General features: G+C 46.6%; 25 protein-coding genes. 17 read left to right on the top strand and 8 right to left on the bottom strand.

Annotated elements, in window-relative coordinates; translation table 11 throughout:
- The first annotated feature begins 53 nt into the window (after positions 1-53).
- From astA to CBX98_RS20555, 3 genes are all read left to right on the top strand, one after another.
- On the top strand, positions 54-1,073 hold the full coding sequence (astA, locus tag CBX98_RS20565; protein ID WP_109170170.1) for an arginine N-succinyltransferase: 1,020 nt from the start codon (positions 54-56) through the stop codon (positions 1,071-1,073).
- 28 nt (positions 1,074-1,101) lie between these two features.
- Positions 1,102-2,559, top strand: a complete 1,458-nt coding sequence (gene astD, locus CBX98_RS20560; protein ID WP_005397684.1) for a succinylglutamate-semialdehyde dehydrogenase — start codon at positions 1,102-1,104, stop codon at positions 2,557-2,559.
- A 249-nt stretch (positions 2,560-2,808) separates the two neighbouring features.
- Positions 2,809-3,600, top strand: coding sequence for a DUF1338 domain-containing protein (locus CBX98_RS20555; RefSeq protein ID WP_109170169.1), 792 nt, complete (start codon positions 2,809-2,811; stop codon positions 3,598-3,600).
- A gap of 145 nt (positions 3,601-3,745) precedes the next feature.
- On the opposite strand, the gene crp is transcribed toward CBX98_RS20555, so the two are convergent.
- The 6 genes from crp to CBX98_RS20525 form a co-directional block, all read right to left on the bottom strand.
- The gene (gene crp, locus CBX98_RS20550) at positions 3,746-4,378 is read right to left on the bottom strand and encodes a cAMP-activated global transcriptional regulator CRP (protein ID WP_005381432.1); all 633 of its coding nucleotides are present in this window, start codon (positions 4,376-4,378) and stop codon (positions 3,746-3,748) included.
- Between the two features lie 240 nt (positions 4,379-4,618).
- A complete protein-coding gene (locus tag CBX98_RS20545; protein WP_005397679.1) occupies positions 4,619-5,488 on the bottom strand; it encodes a phosphoribulokinase in 870 nt (289 codons plus the stop codon).
- A gap of 124 nt (positions 5,489-5,612) precedes the next feature.
- On the bottom strand, positions 5,613-5,825 hold the full coding sequence (locus tag CBX98_RS20540; RefSeq protein ID WP_005397677.1) for a YheU family protein: 213 nt from the start codon (positions 5,823-5,825) through the stop codon (positions 5,613-5,615).
- Positions 5,826-5,858: 33 nt separating this feature from the next.
- A complete protein-coding gene (locus CBX98_RS20535) occupies positions 5,859-6,866 on the bottom strand; it encodes a hydrolase (protein WP_046874535.1) in 1,008 nt (335 codons plus the stop codon).
- Between the two features lie 87 nt (positions 6,867-6,953).
- Positions 6,954-7,442: a TIGR02444 family protein gene (locus tag CBX98_RS20530; protein WP_005397673.1), complete on the bottom strand. Its 489-nt coding sequence runs from the start codon at positions 7,440-7,442 to the stop codon at positions 6,954-6,956.
- Positions 7,439-9,358 (bottom strand): ABC transporter ATP-binding protein, encoded by a 1,920-nt coding sequence (locus tag CBX98_RS20525; protein WP_031780646.1) that lies wholly within the window; start codon positions 9,356-9,358, stop codon positions 7,439-7,441. Before CBX98_RS20525 ends, CBX98_RS20530 begins: the two co-directional genes overlap by 4 nt.
- A gap of 209 nt (positions 9,359-9,567) precedes the next feature.
- On the opposite strand from CBX98_RS20525, the gene kefG reads away from it, so the two are divergent.
- The 5 genes from kefG to CBX98_RS20500 all read left to right on the top strand — a co-directional run bounded on the left by kefG (position 9,568) and on the right by CBX98_RS20500 (position 13,876).
- Complete coding sequence (gene kefG, locus CBX98_RS20520) at positions 9,568-10,161, top strand: glutathione-regulated potassium-efflux system ancillary protein KefG (RefSeq protein ID WP_109170168.1); 594 nt, start codon at positions 9,568-9,570, stop codon at positions 10,159-10,161.
- A complete protein-coding gene (gene kefB / locus CBX98_RS20515; RefSeq protein WP_046874533.1) occupies positions 10,145-11,941 on the top strand; it encodes a glutathione-regulated potassium-efflux system protein KefB in 1,797 nt (598 codons plus the stop codon). Before kefG ends, kefB begins: the two co-directional genes overlap by 17 nt.
- A gap of 33 nt (positions 11,942-11,974) precedes the next feature.
- Complete coding sequence (locus tag CBX98_RS20510) at positions 11,975-12,175, top strand: YheV family putative zinc ribbon protein (protein ID WP_005381449.1); 201 nt, start codon at positions 11,975-11,977, stop codon at positions 12,173-12,175.
- A 92-nt stretch (positions 12,176-12,267) separates the two neighbouring features.
- Positions 12,268-12,804, top strand: a complete 537-nt coding sequence (slyD, locus tag CBX98_RS20505; protein ID WP_005397664.1) for a peptidylprolyl isomerase — start codon at positions 12,268-12,270, stop codon at positions 12,802-12,804.
- Between the two features lie 130 nt (positions 12,805-12,934).
- Positions 12,935-13,876 carry an isoaspartyl peptidase/L-asparaginase gene (locus tag CBX98_RS20500; protein ID WP_109170190.1) on the top strand — a complete coding sequence of 314 codons (942 nt, stop codon included), beginning with the start codon at positions 12,935-12,937 and terminating at the stop codon, positions 13,874-13,876.
- Between the two features lie 82 nt (positions 13,877-13,958).
- Here CBX98_RS20500 and CBX98_RS20495 read toward each other — a convergent pair whose 3' ends face one another.
- Both CBX98_RS20495 and CBX98_RS20490 read right to left on the bottom strand, forming a co-directional pair.
- Positions 13,959-14,186, bottom strand: a complete 228-nt coding sequence (locus CBX98_RS20495) for a SlyX family protein (RefSeq protein WP_005381455.1) — start codon at positions 14,184-14,186, stop codon at positions 13,959-13,961.
- The gene (locus CBX98_RS20490) at positions 14,183-15,169 is read right to left on the bottom strand and encodes a PQQ-binding-like beta-propeller repeat protein (RefSeq protein ID WP_109170167.1); all 987 of its coding nucleotides are present in this window, start codon (positions 15,167-15,169) and stop codon (positions 14,183-14,185) included. Before CBX98_RS20490 ends, CBX98_RS20495 begins: the two co-directional genes overlap by 4 nt.
- A 128-nt stretch (positions 15,170-15,297) precedes the next feature.
- Here CBX98_RS20490 and fkpA point away from each other — a divergent pair, with 128 nt between their 5' ends.
- The 9 genes from fkpA to CBX98_RS20445 form a co-directional block, all read left to right on the top strand.
- Entirely contained in the window at positions 15,298-16,080 is a 783-nt protein-coding gene (fkpA, locus tag CBX98_RS20485; protein WP_005397659.1) for an FKBP-type peptidyl-prolyl cis-trans isomerase, read from the top strand.
- Between the two features lie 143 nt (positions 16,081-16,223).
- Positions 16,224-16,946 (top strand): transcriptional regulator, encoded by a 723-nt coding sequence (locus CBX98_RS20480; RefSeq protein ID WP_031780643.1) that lies wholly within the window; start codon positions 16,224-16,226, stop codon positions 16,944-16,946.
- Positions 16,943-17,338, top strand: coding sequence for a sulfurtransferase complex subunit TusD (tusD, locus tag CBX98_RS20475; RefSeq protein WP_046874531.1), 396 nt, complete (start codon positions 16,943-16,945; stop codon positions 17,336-17,338). The genes CBX98_RS20480 and tusD overlap by 4 nt, the downstream gene beginning before the upstream one ends.
- A complete protein-coding gene (tusC, locus tag CBX98_RS20470) occupies positions 17,335-17,691 on the top strand; it encodes a sulfurtransferase complex subunit TusC (RefSeq protein WP_005397648.1) in 357 nt (118 codons plus the stop codon). Before tusD ends, tusC begins: the two co-directional genes overlap by 4 nt.
- A gap of 7 nt (positions 17,692-17,698) precedes the next feature.
- The gene (tusB, locus tag CBX98_RS20465) at positions 17,699-17,974 is read left to right on the top strand and encodes a sulfurtransferase complex subunit TusB (RefSeq protein ID WP_047010412.1); all 276 of its coding nucleotides are present in this window, start codon (positions 17,699-17,701) and stop codon (positions 17,972-17,974) included.
- Positions 17,975-18,151: 177 nt separating this feature from the next.
- Positions 18,152-18,526: a 30S ribosomal protein S12 gene (rpsL, locus tag CBX98_RS20460; protein WP_004399892.1), complete on the top strand. Its 375-nt coding sequence runs from the start codon at positions 18,152-18,154 to the stop codon at positions 18,524-18,526.
- Between the two features lie 101 nt (positions 18,527-18,627).
- On the top strand, positions 18,628-19,098 hold the full coding sequence (rpsG, locus tag CBX98_RS20455) for a 30S ribosomal protein S7 (protein WP_005382796.1): 471 nt from the start codon (positions 18,628-18,630) through the stop codon (positions 19,096-19,098).
- Positions 19,099-19,173: 75 nt separating this feature from the next.
- The gene (fusA, locus tag CBX98_RS20450) at positions 19,174-21,273 is read left to right on the top strand and encodes an elongation factor G (RefSeq protein WP_109170166.1); all 2,100 of its coding nucleotides are present in this window, start codon (positions 19,174-19,176) and stop codon (positions 21,271-21,273) included.
- A gap of 153 nt (positions 21,274-21,426) precedes the next feature.
- Positions 21,427-21,554 (top strand): GTP-binding protein (locus CBX98_RS20445; protein ID WP_227484038.1); only part of this gene is annotated, 128 nt, incomplete at its 3' end.

The following is a 21,554-nucleotide window of genomic DNA, read 5'->3' as shown; positions in this document are numbered from 1 at the left end:
GGAATTGTTCCTACAATATAGTTAGGATCTTCTTGCATCTGGAGGGAGTATTGATGCTAGTAGTTCGCCCTATCGCGATGTCGGATTATGACGCGCTGCACACTTGTGCGGTGGAGTCTGGTCACGGATTTACATCTCTACCGGTTAACGAAGAACTGTTAACCAATCGAATCAAACACTCAGAGTACAGCTTTGGTAAGCCAGATGTGGCAGAACCAGGTGATGAAGGCTATTTGATGGTCGGCTTTGACTCTGAAACGGGTGAGGTTGCGGGTACCACCGGAATCGAAGCATCTATCGGCTGGGATGTCCCATTTTACTCGTATCACATTAGTAAAGTGGTGCACTCGTCACCAAAGCTTGGCGTCAATAATGTCGTCAAACTGCTTACTTTTGGTAATAACTACACGGGTAACAGCGAAATTTGTACCTTGTTCTTGCGTGAGAAATTCCGCCAAGGTCTGAATGGTCGTCTAATGTCGAAGTGTCGTTTCCTCATGATGGCTGAGCACCCAGAGCGTTTCTCTGAAACGATCTTTGCGGAGATGCGTGGCGTTTCAGACGACGCAGGCAACTCGCCGTTCTGGCAATGGTTACAAGAGCATTTCTTCTCCATCGATTTCACGCTTGCGGATTACCTGACAGGTATCGGCAAGAAAGGCTTTATTGCTGACTTAATGCCGAAGCTGCCTATCTATATCAACCTCTTGAGTCCAGAAGCGCAAGCGGTCATTGGCCAAGTGCATGACAACACTCGCCCAGCATTAAAGCTGCTTGAGCGTGAAGGCTTCACTAACCGTGGCTACGTGGATATTTTCGATGCGGGTCCAACCGTTGAATGTGACTTACGCAATATTGAATCGGTACGTCACTCGTTCCGTGCGCAAGTGAAAATTGCACAACATAGCAGTACGCAAGACTTCTTGATGTGCAACTCATCGTTCGAAAACTTCCGCGCAGCAGTCACCAAAGCGGCGTATGACGCTGAAACAAAAAGCGTCATGATCGCACCAGACGTTGCGGATGCACTTTTGGTTGAGGAAGGGGATTTTGTTCGCCTTCTTCCGCAGTAACAGACGACAGAATTTAAGGATAGAAACAATGACACATTGGATTGCAGGTGAATGGGTACAAGGTCAGGGTGAAGCATTTACGTCTCTGTCACCTTACAACCAAGAAGTGATCTGGCAAGGCAACGGTGCAACGGCAGAGCAGGTGAATCAAGCGGTATCTGCAGCGCGTGAAGCGTTTATTGACTGGAAAAAACGCCCATTTGCAGAGCGTGAAGCGATCGTGTTGGCTTTTGCTGAGAAAGTAAAAGAGAACAGCGAGAAAATCGCCGAAGTCATTGCCAAAGAAACTGGTAAGCCAATTTGGGAAACGCGCACTGAAGCAGCGGCAATGGCAGGTAAAATTGCAATCTCTATTCGTGCTTACCATGACCGCACCGGTGAAGCGAGCCGTGAAGCGGCGGGCAACCAAATTGTGTTACGTCATCGCCCACTCGGCGTGATGGCGGTATTTGGGCCATATAACTTCCCTGGTCACTTACCAAATGGTCACATTGTGCCTGCGTTACTAGCGGGTAACACCGTTGTGTTCAAGCCATCCGAGCAAACGCCTTGGACTGGCGAGCTAGCTATGAAACTTTGGGAAGAAGCAGGTCTGCCGAAAGGCGTGATCAACCTTGTCCAAGGTGCGAAAGAAACCGGCATTGCGCTTGCTGATGCGAAAGGCATTGATGGTGTACTGTTCACGGGCAGCGCGAACACGGGGCATGTATTGCACCGTCAATTTGCGGGTCAACCAGGCAAGATGTTAGCACTAGAAATGGGTGGTAATAACCCGATGGTGATCTCTGATAAATATGGTGATTTGGATGCCACGGTGTACACCATCATCCAGTCAGCGTTTATCAGTGCTGGTCAACGTTGTACGTGTGCTCGTCGTTTGTACGTGCCATTGGGTGAGAAAGGTGATGCGCTCATCACGAAACTGGTTGAAGCGACGAAGAATATTCGCGTAGACCAACCATTTGCAGAGCCTGCGCCATTTATGGGGCCGCAAATCTCCGTTGCCGCAGCCAAGTTCATTCTCGATGCACAAGCGAACCTACAATCACTTGGTGGTGAAAGCTTGATTGAAGCTAAAGCAGGAGAGGCGGCGTTTGTTTCTCCCGGCATTATTGATGTAACGAACATTGCTGAGCTACCAGATGAAGAGTACTTCGGTCCACTTCTGCAAGTGGTGCGTTACGAAGGGCTAGAAAAAGCCGTAGAACTGGCGAATGACACGCGCTTTGGTCTCTCTGCTGGTTTAGTTTCAACTGACGACCAAGAATGGGAATACTTCGTTGACCATATTCGTGCTGGGATCGTGAACCGTAACCGCCAGCTCACAGGTGCAAGTGGTGATGCGCCATTTGGTGGTCCTGGTGCGTCAGGTAACCTACGTCCAAGCGCTTATTACGCAGCAGACTACTGTGCGTACCCGATGGCATCAATGGAAGGTCAAGAGACTATCTTGCCTGCAACATTAAGCCCAGGTGTGGCGCTATAAGTTTTAATAACAGAGTCGCAACCATGTATTGCGGCTCACTTTGCCGGCGAATCATTTAGGTATGGGTTGTAGTGATCGTTGGCAGAACACGGAAAGTGAGCAAAGACTCGGAAAAGCGTGTTGACTGACTGGCATTTACCGTCACAGGTTGATGGCTGCTCGTTCATTATTCTGGACAACTTTTCGTTGTGAACGAGCAGTCAACTTCCGCTTACCTTTTAACTCTACATCTCGTAACAAGGAGTCGTTATGACGCCCGATGTGTTATTTGAATCGCTATGGCAAGATTACATTCAACGTCTTTGCCCTTCTGCTGCGAAAGTACATCAGCTGCTTCAAGAAGATGAGCCTCTGATTAATGATCATATAGCTTTACGTACCTTCAATATTGCGCCTCTTGGTATCGAAACCTTAGCTAAACCTTTTGTAGCCATTGGCTATCAGGCATGTGGTGACTACGTTTTCGAAAGTAAAAAGCTGGTTGCTAAGCACTATGAACACCCTGATCCGAAGCAACCTAAAGTCTTTATTAGTGAGCTAAAAGTTGAGGAGTGTTCACCTGAGCTGCAAGAGATTGTGAAAAAGCTGGTGGCACAAGTCGATGCAGGCAAGCTGAACGATAGCGCATTCTTACATGGTGGACGCTTATGGGATTTAAGCTTTGCTGACTACCAAACGTTGGCTAAAGAAAGTGAGTACGCATCTTGGTTGGCGGCGCATGGTTACGGCGCAAACCACTTCACGGTGAGCGTTAACCAACTCAATGAATACGAAGAAGTGAAGCAAGTAAACGATCACTTACGTACGGCCGGATTTACCATTAATGAAAACGGCGGGGAAGTGAAGGGCACTCCTGATGTGCTGCTAGAACAATCATCGACCATGGCGGATAAAGTGGCGGTTCGCTTTAGCGAAGGCACTGAAATTATCCCTGGTGGCTTTTACGAGTTTGCTAAGCGCTACCCGATGGAAAACGGTGAGCTGTACCCAGGTTTTGTGGCGGCTTCAGCGGACAAAATCTTTGAAAGTACGAATGGCTAACTTTTAGGGTTAACCTTTCGGCTAACCAACTTGCTCATTAGTCTTTTGTTGCTCTGAGCTTAATGTGGTTACAAGACAAATAAAAAGCCACCAATGTCGCCATTGGTGGCTTTTATAATTTTGTTCGCGTCACTCTGGTTTGAGATTAACGAGTACCGTAAACCACGATAGTTTTACCGTGCGCAGAGATTAAGTTCTGCTCTTCTAACATTTTCAAGATACGACCTACTGTCTCACGAGAACAGCCAACGATTTGACCGATTTCTTGACGAGTGATCTTGATTTGCATGCCGTCTGGGTGAGTCATTGCGTCTGGTTGTTTTGCAAGGTTCAGAAGCGTCTGAGCGATACGACCAGTTACGTCTAGGAACGCCAGGTCACCCACTTTTTGGCTAGTTACTTGAAGACGACGAGCCATCTGCGCAGAAAGGCGCATTAGGATGTCTGGGTTTACTTGGATAAGCTGACGGAATTTCTTGAAAGAAATTTCAGCAACTTCACAAGGAGATTTAGCACGAACCCAAGCTGTGCGCTCTTGGTCTTCCTCGAATAGACCAAGTTCACCAATAAAGTCTCCTTGGTTTAGGTAAGAAAGGATCATCTCCTTACCTTCTTCGTCTTTGATAAGAACCGCAACAGAACCTTTAACGATGTAGTACAAAGTTTCTGCCTTTTCGCCCGCGTGAATTAGCGTGCTCTTTGAAGGGTACTTATGAATATGACAGTGTGAAAGAAACCACTCTAATGTTGGGTCGGTTTGAGGTTTACCTAGAACCATAATATCTCACTTCCTCTGCAGGGTACGCTTGCGCTATCCATATTTTAGCTAAGCCTGAATTAGGCCTACTAGAATAAGAGCACTTTTTATATGCTGCAAGCTCTCTTGTGTTTCGGTAAGAAATAGTATCCTTTTTCGAAAACGATTTCTTGATTTTAATCGTGCCATGATTGAGATTTTGTAAGCAAAACTGTGCACATGATCACGGTATGAAAAGTAAACATCTTCGCAGGCAGGTTTTTAGCCAATTTTCCCTGTTTCGATGAGCTGTTGTAGGATAGGCCGAACTATGAGCTCCATTGCAAAGCTCATCTTACCGCCTGGCACGACAATCGTGTTGTGGCGTGACATGAATGAGCCATCAATCATAGCCAGGAGATATGGGAAGTCGACTTTCTTTATCCCACGCAAGCGAATTACGACAAAGCTCTCATCCAGGCTTGGGATACCCTTCGCATTAAGGGGGTTGGAGGTATCGACCGTTGGGACGCGCTGAAAGTTAATATGAGTGCGAGAAAATTGCGGAGTGATGTAGTTAAGATAATCGTCCATCGAGCGCACGATAGAATCCATTACTGCTTCTCGTGAATGACCGCGGTCACGAGTATCACGCACAAACTTTTGGATCCACTCTAAGTTTACGATTGGTACCATACCAATCAAGAAATCCACATGCTGCGCAACATTAACATCGCCATCCACAACACCGCCGTGCAAGCCTTCATAGAAGAGAACGTCACTGTTCTCCGGTAAGTCCTGCCACGGTGTGAATGTACCAGGCATTTGATTATAAGGTACGGCCTCGTCAAAGGTGTGTAGGTAGCGACGTACGCTGCCTGCGCCATCGTGACCATATTTACGGAAAAACTCTTCCAATCCTGGAAAGTCATTAGCTTGAGGGCCAAAGTAGCTAATGTGTCGACCTTGCTCGCGCGCTTTACGGATTTCTATATCCATTTCAGGGCGAGTAAAGCGATGGAAGCTGTCGCCTTCAACCCATGCGGGTTTAACGTTCATCATATTGAACATCTTACGGAAGGCTTCAGATGTAGTGGTCGTGCCGGCACCGGATGAACCAGTAACCGCAATAATTGGGTGTTTAGCTGACATGACAAACCTTGTCGAAAATTACTTACCTGTAATGTGCAGTAGGCTGCTACTGCACGGTCGATAACCCACTATAGCACGTAACAATGCCTTGTCATTGAGTGGGGTACGGTAAAATGTGAAGGGTCTAAAATTTTGTTTTTACCTGAATATCGACGGTTTCGTGCAGTTCAGAGAACACGATAACCGCTTCGCCTTTTTCTAATTGAGTTTTTACTTGATCCACTTTGTCTTGCAAAGAAACCTCGACGGTTCCGTAATCCGTGCCTTCACGTAAGACGAATTCACGAATTAAGTTTTCCAATGTTTCTGGCGCAATGTCTTGCCATGGAATGATCATAAATACCTCGAACTTTTATGATGAGCGGCTAGTTTACTGCTTTCGCTGCTTGGATACAGCAGAAAGGTAATCTGCGGCAATACTTTCGTAATATGCTGGCAGCGCTTCTTCCAACCAAAATTTCGGCTTGAGCGCTGAACCTGTAAGGAAACCAACATGCCCACCGTGCTCAAAGAGACGGTAATCAATATTATCTGGCAGAACAAATTTCGGGATCACATCGTCGGTCATGAATGGATCGTCTTTGGCGTGAATGATCAGTGTCGGTAGCGTGATCTGTTGTAATTTACTTAAGCCAGAACATTGATCGTAATAATCTTGTGCGTCTTTAAAACCGTGCAGTGGTGCCGTGATCAAATCATCGAATTCATACAATCGTGTGACACGTTTTATTGAGTTGTAGGACAAAGCGAGCTCGCCATGCAACAAGTGATGTTTTTGCAGCGCGTTGCGTTTGAGTGAAGAGAGTAGGTAACGGCGATACACTTTCGAAAAGCCTTGTTCAATACGGTTCGCACACGCTGCTAGGTCTAAAGGCGCTGAGATAATGGTCGCCGCATTCAAAATGGGGTGGTCTTTGTATTGGGCTAAATAATTCGCCAACATGTTACCGCCAAGAGAAATACCGACCGCAACTTTGGGGTTATCAGGAAAGCGTTGCTCAAGGTGCTCTAAGAAGTGGCGGGCGTCAGTCACTTCACCAGAATGATAGGCGCGAGCTTTCTTGTTTGGCTTACCGCTACAACCGCGGAAATGCATCATCACCGACAGCCATCCGGATTGAGCAAACGCATTCATTAGGCCATTGGCGTAAGGGCTATAGAAGCAGCCTTCTAGTCCATGAAATAAAACAAAAATCGGCTTTTTTTGCGCAGGTTCTTGGGTTGGGTCCTCGCTCCATGCGAGATCGAGAAAATCGCCATCGGATGTATCGAGGGTTTGCCAAATCGGCGTAAACAACGCTTTTTTGCGAATAAAACGCGGTAAAAGCGTTTGAAGATGCGGGTTTTTGATCCCGGCGGCTGCGAAAAATTGTGTCATACCTAACTGCTCTTATGCGGTTCTTCGGTGTCAGTTGAAGAACTTATTAATATAATCCTTTATAAAGATTATAGGTATTCTACAGATTTATGGGCGTTTTGGTGGGTGAATGTTTGGCACCGGAATAGCAAAGGCCTGTTGCAAATGCTCACCACCAAGTTGACGACAGTATCTCAGCGTGAGTGGGGCGCCATCATTTTTGACCAGCGTGAGCGAGTTAATGCAGTTCACCAAATCCGCTTGTTGCTGCTTTTCTAGTTGCAGCTCAAACTGTAAGGTTTCACGATATAAAGCGTCATTGACTTGAGACTTAAGATGGCGACGTAAGTCGCGAAAAGAGTGCAGTAAGGTTTCGCTTCGGCCCAGACAGCTTTGTACCAGAGGCCAGTCTTTTTCTTGGAAAATGAGTTGCTGCTCATCGAGCCATCTGAGCAGCAGGAGTAGGTTCACGTTGCCGTGATAATTGTTCTGCAATGATAAACACGCTTCTTTCACTTCTCGCACACCATAAAACTGCAGACTGAACTGCCAAAGGTGTTCTAGGGTGAGTGTGTATTCAGCGTGTTGATTACTCATTGATTAAACTCTAGCTCCATCTGCTCCAGTTCTTCCTGAGCAGACATCCATTCCATTTCAATTTCTTCGAGCTCTGCCTTACTAGAAGCTTGAAGAGCCAGCACTTGGTTAAGTTTAGCTTTATTTTCGGCTTCATACAGTGAGTTATCTGCCAATTGTTCTTCAGCTTCGGCCAGTGCAGCACCTAACTTATCCATTTTATTTTCTAATTGTGTCAGCGTTTTGCGAATTGGCGCCGTCTGCTTACGAAATTCTGCATCACGACGTTTCTGCTCTTTTTTCGCTGCCGCGCTGTTGGCGCTATCTTTGGCTGGCTGTGCGGCTTGTGCTTCTTTGCGTTCTGCTCTTTGTTGCTCGGTTAACCACTTGTAGTAGTCGTTTAAGTCACCATCGAACGGCGCAACTTGACGATCGTGCACCAAGTACAAGTCATCGGTTGTAGCACGCAATAGGTAACGGTCGTGCGAAACAATCACCATTGCACCTTCGAACGTTTGCAGTGCCATCGTCAATGCCTGACGCATGTCCAAATCCAAGTGGTTGGTTGGTTCATCAAGTAGCAACAGGTTTGGCTTTTGCCACACAATTAAGGCCAGCACTAAACGGGCTTTTTCACCACCCGAAAACGGCGCGACTTTCTCCAGTGCTTTGTCGCCTTGGAAGCCAAAGCTGCCCAGGTAATCACGTAGCTGTTGTTCGGTTTGATCCGGCGCGATCTGCATCATGTGTTGCAGCGGCGTTTCCTCTGGGTGCAGCGTTTCTAATTGATGCTGAGCAAAGTAACCTATTTTTACGCCTTGTGAGTAAGTCAGATCGCCACCTTGCGCGTTAAGCTCGCCAGAGAGCAATTTGATCAAGGTCGATTTACCTGCGCCATTACGGCCGAGTAGACCAATGCGACTGCCAGGAACCAAGTTCAAGCGGATCTTCTCTAAGATCAGGTTGTCACCGTAGCCTGCCGATACTTCATCCATCATCATGATTGGGTTTGGCAGCGCCGCGGGCTCACGGAATTGGAAGCTAAATGGGTTATCGAATTGAGCGGGTAACACTTTCTCCATGCGCTCCAAAGCTTTAATACGGCTTTGAGCCTGGCGTGCTTTAGAGGCTTTATAACGGAAACGGTCGATGTAGCTTTGCATGTGCGACATCTGTTTCTGTTGCTTCTCGAACATCGCTTGCTGCAGCACCATTTTTTGCGCTCGTTGGTTTTCGAACGACGAATAGTTACCCGTGTATTCGTTCAATTGTTGGTTTTCGATGTGGATAATACGGCCAACAATTGGGTCAAGGAAGTCACGGTCGTGCGAGATCAGGATCAGTGTGCCTGGGTAGTTTTGTAGCCAACGTTCAAGCCACATAACTGCGTCTAAGTCCAAGTGGTTGGTTGGCTCATCGAGTAGCAATAAGTCAGAACGGCACAATAGCGCTTGAGCTAAGTTAAGGCGCATACGCCAACCACCAGAGAATTGAGTCAAACTCCAACTCATTTGCTCTTGACTGAAACCTAAACCGTCGAGCAATTCTGCCGCGCGAGCGCGAATGCTATAACCGCCGATGGTTTCAATTTTACCGTGGATCTCGGCAACCAAGGTGCCGTTGTCTTGTGCTTCCGCTTCAGCCAACTGCTTTTCGAGCGCTCGGTACTCGCGATCACCATCAATGACGTATTCCAGTGCAGTGCGCTCTAGCGCAGGCGTTTCCTGTGCGACCCAGGCCAACTCCCAATGTTGAGGTTGGCTAAATGAGCCTGCATCAATCGACAGTTCATCTTTCAGCAATGCAAATAGCGTTGATTTACCGCAGCCGTTTTTACCCACAAGGCCGACTTTATCGCCAGGATGGATAGTCGCTGAAGCTTGATCTAAAAGAGGTTTACCGCCACGCAGTAACTGAATATCAGAGAAGGTAATCATAAAGTTTTCATTCACTTTGCGCAGTGCGCGTTGCTTGGTTACATAGCGAAGTGGTTTCAATCGTTTTTAAAGCCACTTGGGTATATATCTAGCGGTGAATAGTAGGGGTATTGGCCGGAAAAGTCGATTGATTCGCTTTAATTGCATTATGCTGTACAAAAAAGTATAACAATTTGATAACGGATAAAAATAACCACAAGGACGACCATTTGGCTGTTGCACCGTCTATTCTCCCAAGAGTTCTGGTCATTTATGCTCATCCAGAGCCACATAACTCGATTGCTAATCAAGTGATGATTAAAAAAGCTCAGTCGCTTGAGCACGTCACTGTGCACGATCTTTACGGTGTTTACCCTGACTTCTTTATTGATGTGAATTATGAACATGAGTTGTTGCTCACGCATGATGTGATCGTGTTTCATCACCCGCTTTATATGTATTCATGCCCAGCCCTGTTAAAAGAGTGGTTGGACCGAGTGCTGGGCAAAGGTTTTGCTTTTGGCGGAGGTTCGGCGCTGGAGGGAAAATACTGGCGCAGTGTGATTACAACGGGGGGGAAAGAAGAGGCCTTTAGCGCGAAGGGGTACAACAAATATCCATTAGAGCAAATCTTACAACCGTTTGAACTGACGGCCGCCTTGTGTCAAATGCACTGGATTGAACCTTTGGTGTTGTATTGGTCGCGTAATGTCTCGGATATTGAGCGGTATGAGCACGCCGAATTGTATCGTCGGTGGTTGAACAACCCACTTGAAAACTGGGAAGTAACAGACCAAGGAGGTCAGTATGGCGATAACCAGTGAGTTTCTTCAAAGTAGCGTGGTCTTTCTCTCGGCTGCGGTTATCGCGGTGCCGATTGCTCAGCGTCTCGGACTTGGCTCGGTTTTAGGTTATTTACTTGCCGGTGTGTTGATTGGCCCTTGGGGTCTTGGCTTAATCAGTGATGTTGATGCTATTTTGCACTTTGCTGAACTTGGGGTCGTGTTGTTACTGTTCTTGATCGGCCTTGAACTAAATCCTAAAAAACTGTGGCAAATGCGAGGACCGATTCTAGGTTTAGGCGGCGCGCAGGTGGTGGTTACGACCGCCGTGCTCGGCAGTGTCGTCAGTATGTTCGGCGTAAGCATGCAAGTGAGTTTGGTTATTGGGATGGGGTTGGCGCTGTCCTCGACGGCAATTGCTCTTAAAGTGATTGAAGAGCAAGGGCTCAATGGCACCGAAACGGGTCAGTCTGGTTTTGCGGTATTGCTCTTTCAAGATATTGCCGTGATCCCAATGTTGGCAATGTTGCCCTTGCTTGCTGGCGGGCAGAGTGGCGGTAGTTGGTTGGATGTCTTCACGGTATTAGGCAGTGTGGTGGCCCTGTTGATTGGTGGTCATTTCTTATTGCGTCCACTATTTCGTTTTGTTGTGATGAGCGGCGTTCGTGAGCTCTTTACCGTCGCCGCACTATTGGTCGTGCTTGGGATTTCTGTCGTGATGCAAAAGCTCGGGCTTTCTATGGCCCTAGGGACTTTCTTAGCCGGCGTTCTGCTGGCTGAGAGTGAGTATCGACATGAATTGGAAATCGCTATCGAGCCGTTTAAAGGTTTGTTGTTGGGTTTGTTCTTCATCGCGGTTGGCATGGCGGTAAATTTGGGGTTATTGGCATTACACCCTTTAGAGATTCTGGGCGCGGTGGTGGCTTTGGTCGTGGTTAAGGGCTTGGTTTTGTATGCATTGGCGAGAGCTGCCCGTGTCGGAGCCAAAGCGAGAAGCCGTATGGCCGCGATTTTAAGCCAAGGTGGTGAGTTTGCCTTTGTCATATTTACCGCAGCGAGCCAAGAGGGCATTTTATCCAAAGAGCAAGTGGCGTTTTTGTTGGTGGTGGTCAGTCTATCCATGGTGACGACACCACTTTTGCTGATGGGACAAAAAAAATGGTTTGCTCATACCCTGAATCAAGAAGAAGAGGGCATGACCACGAAAGTAGTGGATCGTCGGCCACGTGTGATCATTGCAGGCTTTGGACGTTTCGGTCAGATCGTCGGACGTTTAATGTATGCCAATAAAATCAAAGTGACGGTATTAGAAAGTGATGCCAGCCAAATTCACCTACTGCGCAAGTATGGTTACAAAGTGTTTTATGGCGATGCTACCCAAATTGATCTTTTGCGGGCTGCTGGCGCAGATAAAGCAGAAGCATTGGTCATTTGTACCGATTCACCTGATGAGGTGATGGCCATCGTTGATATCTGCCGCGTGCACTTCCCGAAACTTAAGTTGCTAGCCCGAGCAAGAAGCCGTGTCGAGGCGTATCAGTTAATGAGCCACGGAGTCGAGAATTACTCTCGTGAAACATTTTTAGGGGCATTGGATCTCGGTCGTCAAGCGCTCGTAGAACTTGGTATGCACCCTTATCAAGCAAAGCGGGCAGAAGCACATTTTCGTAAGTTAGATAATGCTATGCTTAAGGACTTATTGCCTCAGCACAATGAAGATAAGAAATTGGCTCAGAGAGCGAAAGAGGCACGCAAAGAGCTAGAAGAAATTTTTGGTCGTGAGATGGAGAGCGACCATCAGTCACCTAATCATTGGAAGTAGTACTTGAGCCAAGACTCAAGCTAAGGAAATAGCGTGAAAATCAAGAAACGTTTTATTGCCGGCGCTAGCTGCCCAAATTGCAGCCAGCAAGATACCCTGCGCTGGTGGATTGAAAATAATATCGAGTTAGTTGAGTGTGTCGAGTGTGAGTTTACTGAGCAGCGTAAACCGCAATCTGTAGAGAAAAATAAACACTCAGATCAGGAAATGATCGGAATTTTTAAGCCTGAATAATTGAACTTCGATAATTGATCCCCATAATACACCCAGATATCTCAGTACTTAACCCCATTCAGGTTAAGTCAATTAATCTCCCTGGAGTTAGTATGAAAATTGAAAAGAACGTTGTTGCAAGCCTTGCATACAAAGTAATGATGGAAGACGGTGTCGTTGTTGATCAATCAACAGCAGAAGCGCCTCTAGATTACCTTCACGGTCACAACAACCTAATCACTGGTCTTGAAAAAGAGCTTGAAGGTAAAGTGGCTGGCGACAAGTTCTCAGTAACGGTAGCTCCTGAAGAAGCTTACGGCGAGCACAACGATGCGCTAGTACAACGCGTTCCTGCGGACGTATTCCAAGGCGTTGACCAAATCGAAGTGGGCATGCGCTTCCTGGCTGACACTGACCAAGGTCCAATCCCTGTAGAAGTAACAGAAGTTGATGGCAACGAAGTGGTTGTTGACGGTAACCATATGCTAGCTGGTCAAACACTAACTTTCGAAGTAGAAGTTATGTCTACACGTGAAGCAACAGCAGAAGAGATCGAACACGGTCATATCCATCAAGCTGGTGGTTGTGGTCATGACCATGATCACGATGATGAAGGCTGCTGTGGCGGCGGCAGCTGTGGTTCTCACTAATCACAAGCTCCTTCACTAGATAATCTTATCTAGTAAAGCTTTGAAAAGCGCAAGTTGAGGTTTCAACTTGCGCTTTTTGTTTATCTAAGGTGTAGTGCATAGAAGAAAAGAACAACTCATGGAAAAAGCGATGACAAAACCTTTCTCGATTGCGATTCATGGTGGCGCAGGCACCATTTTACGTGAACAGATGAGCAATGAACTTCAGCAATCGATCTTGGCTGATTTGGAAGCGTCGGTAAAAGCTGGCCATCAAATTCTAGAGAAAGGCGGCGACGCTTTGGATGCGGTTGTTGCTGCAGTAAAAGTATTGGAAGACTCGCCTAACTTTAATGCGGGTAAAGGCTCGGTGCTGACCAACAACGAAATGGTAGAAATGGATGCCTCTGTCATGGATGGTCGAAACCAAGCCGCAGGCGCGGTCGCTGGTGTTCGTCATATCAAGAATCCAATTGAGCTCGCTCGTGACGTAATGCGAAACAGCAATCACGTGTTGTTGGTGGGTGAGGGCGCAGAGAAGTTTGCTTTTGAACAAGGCCATGAGTATACCGAACAGGATTACTTCTTTACTGATCGCCGTTATGAGCAGTTGCTGTCTATGCGTGAGAAAGGGCTGTTTGCTTTGTCGGAATCTCGCTACCCAGATGATCGTAAACATGGCACCGTCGGAGCCGTAGCGTTGGACCAACAAGGCAACTTAGCCGCTGCAACCAGCACGGGTGGCGTAACGAATAAGCAATACAATCGAGTTGGGGATTCGGCTTTGATAGGCTGCGGCACGGTGGCCGAAAATGGCGTCGTCGCGGTCTCGACTACGGGTGTCGGTGAGTTTTTTATCCGTAAACGTGTCGCAGAAGACGTCGCCGCGCGGATGCGTTACTTACAAGAAGATATTCATACTGCTTGTGAGCATATTATTCAGGGGGAACTGAAAGAGATGGGCGGCGAAGGCGGTTTAATCGCAATTGACGCGCAAGGTGAGCTGCACTTTGCGATGAACAGCTCTGGTATGTACCGAGCTGGCATCAACACTCAAGGCGAGTTGAGCGTCAAAATCTACGCTGACGAATAGCTTCCTCTTGAGTGCCTCTTAAGTAATCAATACAACAAAGCCCAGAACACGTTCTGGGCTTTATGCTATTTGAGCCTGCATTTTAATAATGCGGTGGTGGGGTTTCTTCTGACGGATCGGCTAAATTCGACGAGTCCATATTTTTTACTTTACCTACCACATATTTCATCTGATCGAGCATCTTGGTAATTTGCAGTTGCTGCTGCGATAAGGCACCGTTCAGATCTTCAATAGTCTGTTCTTGGAACGCAAGCTGACATTCTAAGTCATTAATGCGTGCTTCCAATTGCTGAATGATTTTTTCTGTCATGATCCGTTCTCTAACTGCCAAGCTTGGGCAATACCTGCTGAAGTAGCAGTAATTACGCGTTGTTTTGAATCAAAGGCTGCATCATACACGACCGCACGGGGAGGGCGAGTGTCTTTTTTGGGCTCCACTTCAAATCCACTCATTCGTTGTCCGGTTTGAGTATCCCATATTGAAACGCGGCCAGAAGGCGTTCCTGTCACTAACTGAGTTCCGTCATCAGAAAATCGCGCAGTAGAGAAGATCAATTGGCGCGACCAACTGCTCAACTGTGTGACTTCTTGTCCAGTTTTTAAATCCCAAATTACCGCTTGGTTTCCGCCATCGGATGTCATTGCTAACTTGCCATCTCGTTGCAGGGCAACACGAACAACCCGTTGTTCATGTTCGAAGGTCCGCAGCACTTGTCCGGTTTCGGTGTCCCACAAATACGCTTTGTAGTCATTACCACCAGTCAGTGCGAATCGGCCATTAGGAGAAATGGCGACGGAATTGACTTTTTCACGATGCGCAAGGAACTCCAAGCGACGTCCGGTGACTAAGTTGACGTAAATTGCTTTACCGTTGGATAACCCGAGCAGAACTTGCTCACCGTTACTGGTGATATCAACGTCGCGAATGAGCGCATCAGAAATAGACCAAAGGCCTTCGGATTGCGTCCAGCCTAAGTCCCAAACTGCGAAGTTCATTTGGCTCGCTGTGACTGCATAGCGACCATTGTCTGAGATACGAATATGGGATACCACGTTGGCATCGGCATCGAGCTCACCCAGGTTGGCTAGTTGTTCATTTTGCTCTAGGTCCCACAACATCAAATGGTGTTGCTGAGAATAGAGCAGAGCAAATCGTCCATCTCTGCTAAGTGCGAAGCTCGTCGCACCCTGAGGCTCTATCGGCCAACGGTGCACTTCACGCTCGGCGAAAAAGCAACCATTTAACGTGGTGATGACAATTAAATATAGGAATAAATGAGAAATTCTTTGCATCACATCTAATAATCCGGTTTGTGTCTTAAGACATATAGCTAGTATATTGGTATAACGATTGTCTTCACTAGTCTCATAGAAGATTTGTGCACAACAACCAATGGCAAAGCCATTATTGGGAGAATTTAATGAAATCAGTTTTAAAAGTGTCGCTACTTGCTGCAACAGTTATGCTAGCGGTAGGTTGTCAGAAAGAAGAAACTAAAACAGAAGCCGCACCTCAAGCAGAACAAGTTCAAGCAGAAACCGGTAAAGCGGTTCACTTTAAAACCGACGACGATAAAGCGGCATACGCAATCGGTGTTTCATTTGCTAACTACCTAAGCACAAGCATCGACAAGCCAAGCGAAATCGGCATTAATCTTAACAAAGACTTGGTACTAAAAGGTATCGAAGACGTCTTCAAAGGCAATGCTGAATTGAATGAAGAAGAAACACGTGCAGCACTAGAATCTCTAGATAAGCGTGTTGCTGAAAAGATGCAAGCACAAGCGGCTGAGAAAGCAGCTGAAGCAAAAAAAGCTGGCGATGATTTCCGTGCTGAGTTCGAGAAGCAAGAAGGCGTAGTGAAGACAGATACAGGTCTTCTATACCAAGTTATTACTCCTGCTGAAGGTGAGAAGCCAAAAGACACTGATACGGTTCAAGTACACTACAAAGGTACGCTAATCGATGGTACGCAATTTGATAGCTCTTACGATCGTGGTGAACCTGCAACATTCCCACTTAACCGTGTAATCCCAGGTTGGACAGAAGGTGTTCAGCTAATGCCTGTGGGTTCTAAATTCAAATTCGTTATCCCGCCAGAGCTAGCATACGGTGATCAAGACACACCAAGCATTCCTGCTAACTCAACGCTAGTATTTGAAGTTGAGCTGCTAAAAGTCGAGAACGACAACGCAGAGCAATAACAATAAGCCGCGATAAGTTATTGAAAAAGGTCCGTTTAACGGGCCTTTTTTGTTCTAGGTCACTAGTTGGTGAGTTTGCTAGGTTGATTTTCAAATTTTCTGATAAACTTACACCAATTTGTTGATTTTTCGCTCGAAGGCTTATGACAACTACAGAAACAATAAACGCGGAGATGTTGCTCGAAATGGAATCCGTTAACGTGATGCCGTTTACCGAGCACGACAAAATCATTTTAAGATCTTATGAGGCGGTCGTTGATGGTATCGCCAGCCTGATAGGTCCCTTTTGTGAAATCGTTCTTCACTCGCTAGAAGACTTAAATACCTCTGCAATTAAAATCGCTAACGGTGAAAACACGGGTCGTCAAGTCGGCTCACCGATCACTGATTTAGCGCTTAAAATGCTAAAAGACATCGAAGGCTCGGAGCGCAACTTCTCACGTTCGTACTTTACCCGTGCAAAAGGTGGCGTGTTGATGAAGTCGATCACTGTTGCCATTCGTAATGGTGAAAATCGCGTGATTGGTTTGTTGTGTATCAACGTCAACTTGGACGCGCCTTTCTCGCAAGTCCTTCAATCTTTCATGCCAACGCAAGAAGCAAAAGAAGCGGCTTCCTCGGTTAACTTTGCTAGTGACGTAGAAGAGCTGGTGGACCAAACTGTTGAACGCACCATCGAAGAGATCAATGCGGATAAATCCGTATCGAACAACACCAAGAATCGCCAAATCGTGATGGAATTGTACGACAAAGGCATCTTCGATATTAAAGATGCCATCAACCGCGTTGCAGATCGTCTTAACATTTCAAAACACACCGTCTACTTATACATTCGTCAACGTAAAACCGAGGACGATGAAAAGTGAGTAAGCTGACTTACACGTTGGTGGTGAACGGTCCTGTTTACGGTAGCCAGTCAGCACGCAGTGCTTATCAGTTCGCCAAGGCGGTGATTGAGCAAGGCCATCAGTTAGTGAGCGTTTTCTTTTATCAAGAGGGCGTGACCAATGGTACTGCTTTGAGTGTGCCTGCCAACGACGAATTTGATCTCAATAAGGCATGGCAATCTTTGGCAAAAGAGCATGGTGTTCGTCTAGAAACTTGTGTTGCTGCGGCTTTGCGTCGCGGGATCGTAAGTGAAGAAGAAGCGAATCAACATGGTTTGGTCCAGAGCAATCTAGCGGAAGGTTTTGAGCAAGCCGGCTTAGGTAGCTTAGCCGAAGCGATGTTAACCCAAGACAGAGTGGTACAGTTTTGAGTCAGCTAACTTATCTATTTCGTAGTGCGCCGCATGGCAGTGCGGCTGGTCGTGAAGGTGTGGATGCACTGTTAGCTGCATCGGCTTACTGTGAAGATATCAGCGTCATTTTCATGGGAGATGGGGTTTACCAGCTTCTACTAGGACAAGAACCGAGTAAGATCTTGAGCAAAGATTATGCGCCGATGCTGAAGCTTTTCGATTTATACGATATTGAACAAGTCTTTGTGTGCTCAGAGTCATTAGCTCAGCGAGGTTTGGCTCAAGCGGACTTAGTCATTGAAGCTCAAGCGTTAAGCTCAGAGCAGCTCAAAGATAAGTTGCAACACGCTGGCAAGCTACTGTCGTTCTGAGGAAGTTATGTTACACATCATAAAAACGGTCTCTGCTCTAGAAGACGCCATGCCCTTATGTAATGTACAGGATGACATCTTACTTATAGAAGATGCCGTGTACGCTGCTAACTCGCAGCATAAAGCGTTTTCCCACCTAAAAAACCGCAGTGTATTTGTGCTAGAGAGCGATATTCACGCTCGCGGTATTGCGAATCGTATCAGTCCATCACTGACGATCGTGAATTACTCAGGCTTCGTTGAGCTCACAGTTAAACAGGATAAATCGCTTACTTGGGATTGAACGTGATTTACTGTCGCTAAAGCTTTACGGATGAATTGTCCTAATTGAACAAAAAAGATCCGTATATTTCTTGACACACCTCTCACTGCTGCATAGAATTTTGCGTCCCTAACTGCAATGGTAGTTGGGGATAGATTTTTCACAAAGCTTACTTTCAAGTAAATCAGGAGCTAGTTAATGGCAACTATTAACCAGTTGGTACGTAAGCCTCGTGCAAAGCAAGTTGTTAAAAGCAACGTGCCTGCACTAGAAGCGTGCCCACAAAAACGTGGTGTATGTACTCGTGTTTACACTACTACACCTAAAAAACCTAACTCAGCACTTCGTAAAGTTTGTCGTGTACGTCTGACAAACGGCTTCGAAGTTACATCGTACATCGGCGGTGAAGGTCACAACCTTCAAGAGCACAGTGTTGTACTAATCCGTGGCGGTCGTGTAAAAGACCTTCCGGGTGTACGTTACCACACTGTTCGCGGTGCACTTGACTGTGCTGGCGTTAACGACCGTAAACAAGGTCGTTCTAAGTACGGTGTGAAGCGTCCTAAGTCTTAATGGATTCCGTTAAGTAAGGCCAAACACTAAATTATTTTTAATTTTTTGAAAAAACTGAAAAGTTTTGGATAAAACCTGAAGAAGACAACGGAGATAAATCCATGCCACGTCGTCGCGTCATTGGTCAGCGTAAGATCCTTCCAGATCCAAAATTCAAATCTGAATTGCTGGCAAAATTCGTTAACATCCTAATGGTTGACGGTAAAAAATCTACTGCAGAGAAAATCGTTTACACTGCACTAGATGCTATGGCTGAAAAGTCTGGTAAAGACCACTTAGCTATTTTTGAAGAAGCTCTTGAAAACGTACGCCCTGCGGTAGAGGTTAAATCTCGCCGTGTTGGTGGTTCAACTTACCAAGTACCTGTAGAAGTACGTCCGGTTCGCCGTAACGCACTTGCTATGCGTTGGTTGGTTGAAGCTGCGCGCAAGCGTGGTGAAAAATCTATGGCTCAACGCCTAGCAGCTGAAATGCTAGACGCGTCTGAGAACAAAGGTACTGCGGTTAAGAAACGTGAAGACGTTCACCGCATGGCTGACGCAAACAAAGCGTTCGCTCATTACCGCTGGTAGTACCTTCTGTGCTGCGAGGTTCTCTCGCAGCACTTTTCTATACTCTAAGGTACACCTTAGTAAGAGGATACAATCGTGGCTCGTAAAACTCCTATTGAGCGCTACCGTAATATCGGTATCTGTGCTCACGTAGATGCAGGAAAAACAACCACAACTGAGCGTATTCTGTTCTACACTGGCCTTTCTCACAAAATCGGCGAAGTTCACGATGGTGCAGCAACCATGGACTGGATGGAGCAGGAGCAGGAACGTGGTATCACTATCACATCCGCTGCGACTACTACATTCTGGCGTGGTATGGAAGCACAGTTCCCTGAGCATCGCGTAAACATCATTGATACCCCTGGACACGTTGACTTTACTATCGAAGTAGAGCGTTCTCTTCGTGTACTTGATGGTGCTGTGGTTGTGTTCTGTGGCTCATCTGGTGTTGAACCTCAGTCTGAAACTGTATGGCGTCAAGCAGACAAATACCACGTTCCACGTTTGGTATTTGTAAACAAGATGGACCGTGCGGGCGCAGACTTCCTACGCGTTGTGGACCAAATTAAAAATCGTCTTGGTGCGAACCCTGTTCCAATCCAACTGAACGTTGGTGCAGAAGATGAGTTCAGAGGTGTCATCGACCTTATCAAGATGAAGATGATCAACTGGAATGAAGCCGATCAAGGCACTTCGTTTACTTACGAAGACATCCCAGCTGACATGATCGAACTTGCTGAAGAGTGGCGCAACCACATGGTTGAATCCGCTGCTGAAGCTAGCGAAGAGCTGATGGACAAGTACCTTGAAGAAGGTGAATTGACTGAAGCTGAGCTCAAACAAGCTCTACGTACTCGTACACTAAACAACGAAATCGTATTGGCCACTTGTGGTAGTGCGTTTAAGAACAAAGGTGTTCAAGCGGTACTAGATGCAGTGATCGAGTTCTTGCCATCGCCAGTTGACGTACCTGCAATTAAAGGTGTTGACGAAAGAGAAAATGAAGTTGAGCGTCACGCTGACGACAACGAACCATTCTCTGCGCTAGCATTTAAGATCGCGACTGACCCATTCGTGGGTACGCTAACGTTCATGCGTGTTTACTCTGGTGTTGTAAACTCCGGCGACGCTGTTTACAACTCTGTCAAAGAGAAGAAAGAGCGTTTCGGTCGTATCGTTCAGATGCATGCGAATAAGCGTGAAGAAGTGAAAGAAGTTCGCGCTGGTGATATCGCTGCTGCTATCGGTCTGAAAGACGTAACAACAGGTGACACACTGTGTGATCAGAACCACAAAGTGATTCTAGAGCGCATGGAGTTCCCTGAACCAGTTATTCAGATTGCTGTAGAACCTCGTTCTAAGGCAGACCAAGAGAAAATGGCTATCGCGCTAGGTAAACTGGCTGCGGAAGATCCATCATTCCGCGTGGAAACGGACGACGAATCAGGTCAGACTCTGATCTCAGGTATGGGTGAACTTCACCTAGACATTATCGTTGATCGTATGAAGCGTGAATTCAGCGTTGATTGTAACGTTGGTAAACCTCAGGTTGCTTACCGTGAAACCATTCGTGGTACAGCGGAAGTTGAAGGTAAGTTTGTTCGTCAATCAGGTGGTCGTGGTCAATACGGTCATGTGTGGGTCAAACTTGAGCCTTCTGAACCTGGCGAAGGTTTCGTATTCGTAGACGAAATCGTGGGTGGTGTGATTCCTAAGGAATACATCAGTTCGGTATCGAAAGGTATCGAGGAACAAATGAATAGTGGTGTTCTAGCGGGTTACCCTGTACTAGATATTAAAGCTACACTATTTGATGGTTCTTACCACGATGTAGACTCAAGCGAGATGGCGTTTAAGATCGCTGGCTCGATGGCATTCAAGAAAGGTGCACTAGAAGCACAACCTGTGATTCTAGAACCAATGATGAATGTCGAAGTAACCACTCCGGAAGACTGGATGGGTGACGTTGTTGGTGACCTAAACCGTCGTCGCGGTATCATTGAAGGCATGGACGAAGGTGTGGCTGGTCTTAAGATCATCCGTGCTCAAGTACCACTATCTGAAATGTTCGGTTACGCAACTGATCTACGTTCTGCAACTCAAGGCCGTGCGTCTTACTCTATGGAGTTTCACGAGTACGCTGAAGTGCCGAAAAACTTCGCAGATAAAATTATTGCAGAGCGTGGTTACTAATTGACGATTGAACTACAAAAAGTTTACGACTTTTTGCGAGATCAGGGCGTCCAAATATTGCGCTAACGGGCGTTGGCGCATAAAATAACAATTTCTGGCGCGTCGTCGATCAATAATGATCACGACGAATCATAACTAGGAAGGAACACGATCGTGTCTAAAGAAAAATTTGAACGTACGAAACCGCACGTTAACGTTGGTACTATCGGCCACGTTGACCACGGTAAAACAACTCTAACTGCAGCTATCTGTACTACTCTTGCTAAAGTTTACGGCGGTGT

Origin of the sequence: Vibrio sp. T9 (assembly GCF_003123985.1) — a bacterium.
Taxonomy (GTDB): domain Bacteria; phylum Pseudomonadota; class Gammaproteobacteria; order Enterobacterales; family Vibrionaceae; genus Vibrio; species Vibrio diabolicus.
Note: the sequence above shows the minus strand (reverse complement) of the source record. Positions and strands in the feature narration are given on the sequence as shown.